The organism is Acinetobacter johnsonii CIP 64.6, assembly GCF_000368045.1.
Taxonomy (GTDB): Bacteria; Pseudomonadota; Gammaproteobacteria; order Pseudomonadales; family Moraxellaceae; genus Acinetobacter; species Acinetobacter johnsonii.
The window spans coordinates 401,055-405,192 of sequence record NZ_KB849236.1 but is presented as its reverse complement, the minus strand read 5'-3'; the positions used below and the strand labels follow the sequence as shown (position 1 = coordinate 405,192).

4 protein-coding genes and 2 pseudogenes are annotated in these 4,138 nt (G+C 38.8%); 3 read left to right on the top strand and 3 right to left on the bottom strand.

What is annotated here, in order from left to right:
• Positions 1-205 precede the first annotated feature (205 nt).
• A complete protein-coding gene (locus F986_RS12955; protein WP_004695755.1) occupies positions 206-1,207 on the top strand; it encodes a hypothetical protein in 1,002 nt (333 codons plus the stop codon).
• A 34-nt stretch (positions 1,208-1,241) separates the two neighbouring features.
• Here F986_RS12955 and F986_RS12950 read toward each other — a convergent pair.
• The 3 genes and pseudogenes from F986_RS12950 to F986_RS18300 all read right to left on the bottom strand — a co-directional run.
• A pseudogene (locus F986_RS12950) lies at positions 1,242-2,227 on the bottom strand (IS3 family transposase); the annotation flags it as partial.
• A 121-nt stretch (positions 2,228-2,348) separates the two neighbouring features.
• The gene (locus F986_RS12940; RefSeq protein ID WP_001067784.1) at positions 2,349-3,053 is read right to left on the bottom strand and encodes an IS6-like element IS1006 family transposase; all 705 of its coding nucleotides are present in this window, start codon (positions 3,051-3,053) and stop codon (positions 2,349-2,351) included.
• Positions 3,054-3,115: 62 nt separating this feature from the next.
• Positions 3,116-3,295, bottom strand: a pseudogene (locus F986_RS18300) (NAD(P)H-dependent oxidoreductase); the annotation flags it as partial.
• A gap of 85 nt (positions 3,296-3,380) precedes the next feature.
• Here F986_RS18300 and tnpA point away from each other — a divergent pair.
• Both tnpA and tnpB read left to right on the top strand, forming a co-directional pair.
• On the top strand, positions 3,381-3,764 hold the full coding sequence (tnpA, locus tag F986_RS12935) for an IS66-like element accessory protein TnpA (RefSeq protein ID WP_004691518.1): 384 nt from the start codon (positions 3,381-3,383) through the stop codon (positions 3,762-3,764).
• The gene (gene tnpB, locus F986_RS12930; protein WP_004691519.1) at positions 3,761-4,096 is read left to right on the top strand and encodes an IS66 family insertion sequence element accessory protein TnpB; all 336 of its coding nucleotides are present in this window, start codon (positions 3,761-3,763) and stop codon (positions 4,094-4,096) included. The genes tnpA and tnpB overlap by 4 nt, the downstream gene beginning before the upstream one ends.
• The last annotated feature ends 42 nt before the right edge of the window (positions 4,097-4,138 follow it).

Here is a 4,138-nt window from a genome sequence, read left to right as displayed (position 1 = left end):
ACCGATCTTTCTCTGATTTCAGGGGTATATTTTAATTTTGTCATCGGGATAGTCTCTCAGAATATTGACTCTCCGACAAACCCGGTACGGTTCAATAAGTGAAGACGTAGAACATTGTATATTTATATATAAAAATACTGAAAAAAATATAGAAAAAATTGAATATTATCAAGGTTGGAGCATTTGCAGCAATGATAAGAAAATTATGAATCTTAATATCAGTATTATTTACGATGCATATGGAAAAGAGTTCACACATAAATTACATCAAATAATGATAACTTATGGAAAAAAAATAATATCAACCACATTGTCAAAAAAAATTGGATATCTAGTTAGCTTATTTAGAGTTTTAGTTCTAGTTTATCCAAATATTAAAGACTTACAGAGGGCAATGTCTTCAGAGTACGCATTTGAAAGCATGCTTATTATTTATAATTTATGCTTAATTGATGCAAAAATAAAAAACTATAATATTGGTCATTTTCACGGAAGATGGAGTTGTATGGTCGATATGTACAGCTTACTAGTCAACTATGGAATATTTCAAGAACCTCTCACAGAAATACTTAGGCCAATCTATAAAAATTGTACAAATAAAAACACTACAACAAATGTGATAAAAAACAATAAACAACAATTATTACATAATAAATTAGTAACACAAATTCCACTAAGTTATACAGATAGTGAGGCCAAAGAATTAATTTTTATTAAAATAATTAATGAAATTGACCATATAGTCTACTGTTCAGAATTACTTAGAAAAAAAGTAAATGAAAAATATGATTATTTTATTGAATGCAGCAACAAAGGAACTATTAAAGTAAACCAAAATAATAATTTAAGAAACCCTGTACCGATAGGAACTCTAAATAAAAATAATACATTTCGTACTTATTATGAAACTCCCTTTAAACATAAAGACATTAAGAATTATTTAAACTTTTTAGGTATATCAGGTTTGAGCAAGGAAAAAGATATCATTAAGGAGGAAATTTTTTATTCAAGTTATAATACATTATATCCTTTACTTATACTATTAATTAATCAACATCCCGCAATTACTGAATCATGGCTACTAAGTTGGAAATTGTATGACAATAAGAGCAATGTAGGTCTTTTTAAAATTGGGGAATCTTGGTATAGCAAGTCTTTCAAAAAAAGAAAAGGAGTGAATCATGCTGAACAATTAATTAAGTGGTAATCCTCCCATAAATAACCGAAGTTAAAAGTAGAGGTTAAGCAGCCATTAGAGGTGGCTTTCCTTTGTTAGCTTGATGTGGTCTTTCATGGTTGTAATGCCACAACCAGTTTGTTGCATAATCTTGTACTTCATCCAAAGTATCAAATAAATGCTTGCTCAGCCAACTATAACGTATGGTCCGATTATAGCGTTCAATATACGCATTCTGCTGTGGCTTACCCGGTTGAATATATTCAATACGAATACCGTGCTCAGTAGCCCAGCGCACAAATTCGTGACTGATAAATTCGGGACCATTATCGCATCGGATCACTAACGGTTTTTCTCTCCACTCCAGCAATTGATTCAACGTACGAATAACCCTGATTGTGGGCAATGAGAACCCTGCGTCAATGGCTAGGCCTTCGCGGCGGTAATCATCAATCACATTCAATAATCGAAACTTGCGACCATCGGAAAGCTGATCATGCATAAAATCTAATGACCAAACCTGATTTTCTCGGATTGGTTCTTTCAATGGTTCAGGCGCATGCCGTTTTAGTCTTCTTCTCGGTTTAATACGCAGATTCAGTGCCAACTCACAGTAAATGCGGTAAACCCGCTTGTGATTCCAGCAGCAACTCTCAACATGCCGTAAATACGAGAAGCACAAACCAAAGCCCCAATCGGAATTTTCCTCAGTGAGTTCAATGAGCTGTTCAGCAATGAGTGCATTGTCATCGCTGAGTTTGGCTTGATAGCGGTAGCAGGTTTCACTAATGCCAAATGCTTTACAAGCCAAACGAATACTAATGGCATGCTGGGCAACTGCCTGTTGTGCCATCTTACGCCGGCAAGATGGCTTTACCACTTTTTTGCCATCGCTTCCTGGATGATTTCGGCCTTTAATCGCTCTTCCGCATACATCTTTTTAAGTCTGGTATTTTCGGCTTCTAGCTCTTTCAGTCGAGCCATTAATGATGTATCCATACCACCATATTTGGCACGCCATTTATAAAAGGTAGCATTACTCATGCCGTGTTACGATTGAGGATTGCGACAGGTTCGCCTTTGCCTGCCAACACTGTATCCATCGGACTCTTTTTGAGTGGCACTGTTGCAAATAGAGATTTGAGTCGATGATGTTCCCTTTAAAAAGTACTTAGAGACCGAAAACCCTGTTGATTAGACACACTTCACCCTGAGGCTGACCATAATAAAATGACGATGCTTGTCCTTTACGTAGTGCACGCATGACTTCAATACCTTTAATTGTGGCATAAGCCGTCTTCATAGATTTGAATCCTAATGTGGCCCTGATGATCCGCTTTAGCTTGCCATGATCACATTCAATCACGTTATTTTTATACTTAATCTGCCTGTGCTCAAGGTCTGGCGGACATTTACCTTCCCGTTTTAACCGTGATAAAGCACGTCCATATGTGGGTGCTTTATCCGTGTTGATCACTTGTGGAATTTGCCACTTCTTCACATTATTTAAAATTTTTCCAAGAAAACAATATGCTGATTTGGTATTACGTCTAGAAGAAAGATAAAAATCAATGGTATCGCCACGTTGATCGACTGCACGATACAGATAAGACCATCGTCCATTCACTTTTACATAGGTTTCATCAATATGCCACGAGCTCAGATCTGTAGGATTACGCCAATACCAGCGTAAACGTTTTTCTATTTCAGGAGCATAACGTTGAACCCAACGGTAAATAGTCGTGTGATCAACATTCACACCCCGTTCGGCCAGCATTTCCTGCAGTTCACGATAGCTAATGCCATATTTACAATACCAGCGCACAGCCCAAAGAATGATTTCGCCCTGAAAATGCCGACCATGGAAAGGATTCATATGCTGCACCTTTAGCTAAAACAGTCTTCAGCTTACCATTCGTGGTTATTTGCAACAGTGCCGATTGCTCCTCCTGCAAGTGGAATCCAGTCTATTTGTGATTTAAAAATGGAACTCATAGAACCATGACGTTCAGGTGAACACCAGACCATACCTTCAGACTATGCAAGAAGCTCATGCAGTTCTTTTACTTTTGGATGCTCAGTATCCGCATCTTCTGGCAAAGGAAGGCCCCACAAGTGTAAGCGTCCGCTGAACACACCTTATGAATTCATCCTATAAGCCTTAATTTAGTCCCCACTTAAAAACAAGTGGGGACTAAAATTTATGACTACAAATCACCAGACATCCATCGCATCTCTTGCGAAAAAACGAAGAACATACAGTGCTGAATTTAAACAGCAGATCGTTCAGGCTTGTAAAGCACCGGACGTTTCAATTGCTTCGGTCGCTTTGCAACATGGATTGAATACAAATCTTGTATCCAAATGGATTCGCTTAATTGATGCTAAGCCAGGGAATGATCGCTCACCACTACCGAATAAACCTGCATTTATTGCCTTATCTTGCTCTGCACCATTAGATCCTACTCCTACTGACATGTTAACGGTTCAAATTACTTTACCCCACTCAAAAGCAGAAATTGGCTTGAAATGGCAAGTATCAGAAATATCTGCTTTAGCAGAATTACTCAAGGCACTTGCAACATGATCCGCATTGATGAAATCTGGCTTTCTACCCAACCTCTGGATATGCGAGCAGGGATGGATACTATCATGGCTCAGGTGGTGAGAGCCTTTGGCTACATTAAACCGCATTGTGCTTACCTGTTCTGTAATAAACGTGGCCATCGCATGAAAGTGCTGGTACATGATGGACTGGGCATCTGGCTGTGTGCCCGGCGGCTGGAACAGGGAAAATTCCACTGGGCGCAGGTTCACCAGGGTGAAAGCATGGCGATCAGTCCGGAACAGTTACAGGCACTGATCCAGGGTTTACCTTGGCAGCGCATTGGACGACAGCAGGTGGTGACGATGCTCTAAACTAGGCTGGTCCATTCTGCTATTCTCCAAACGTTCTATTTC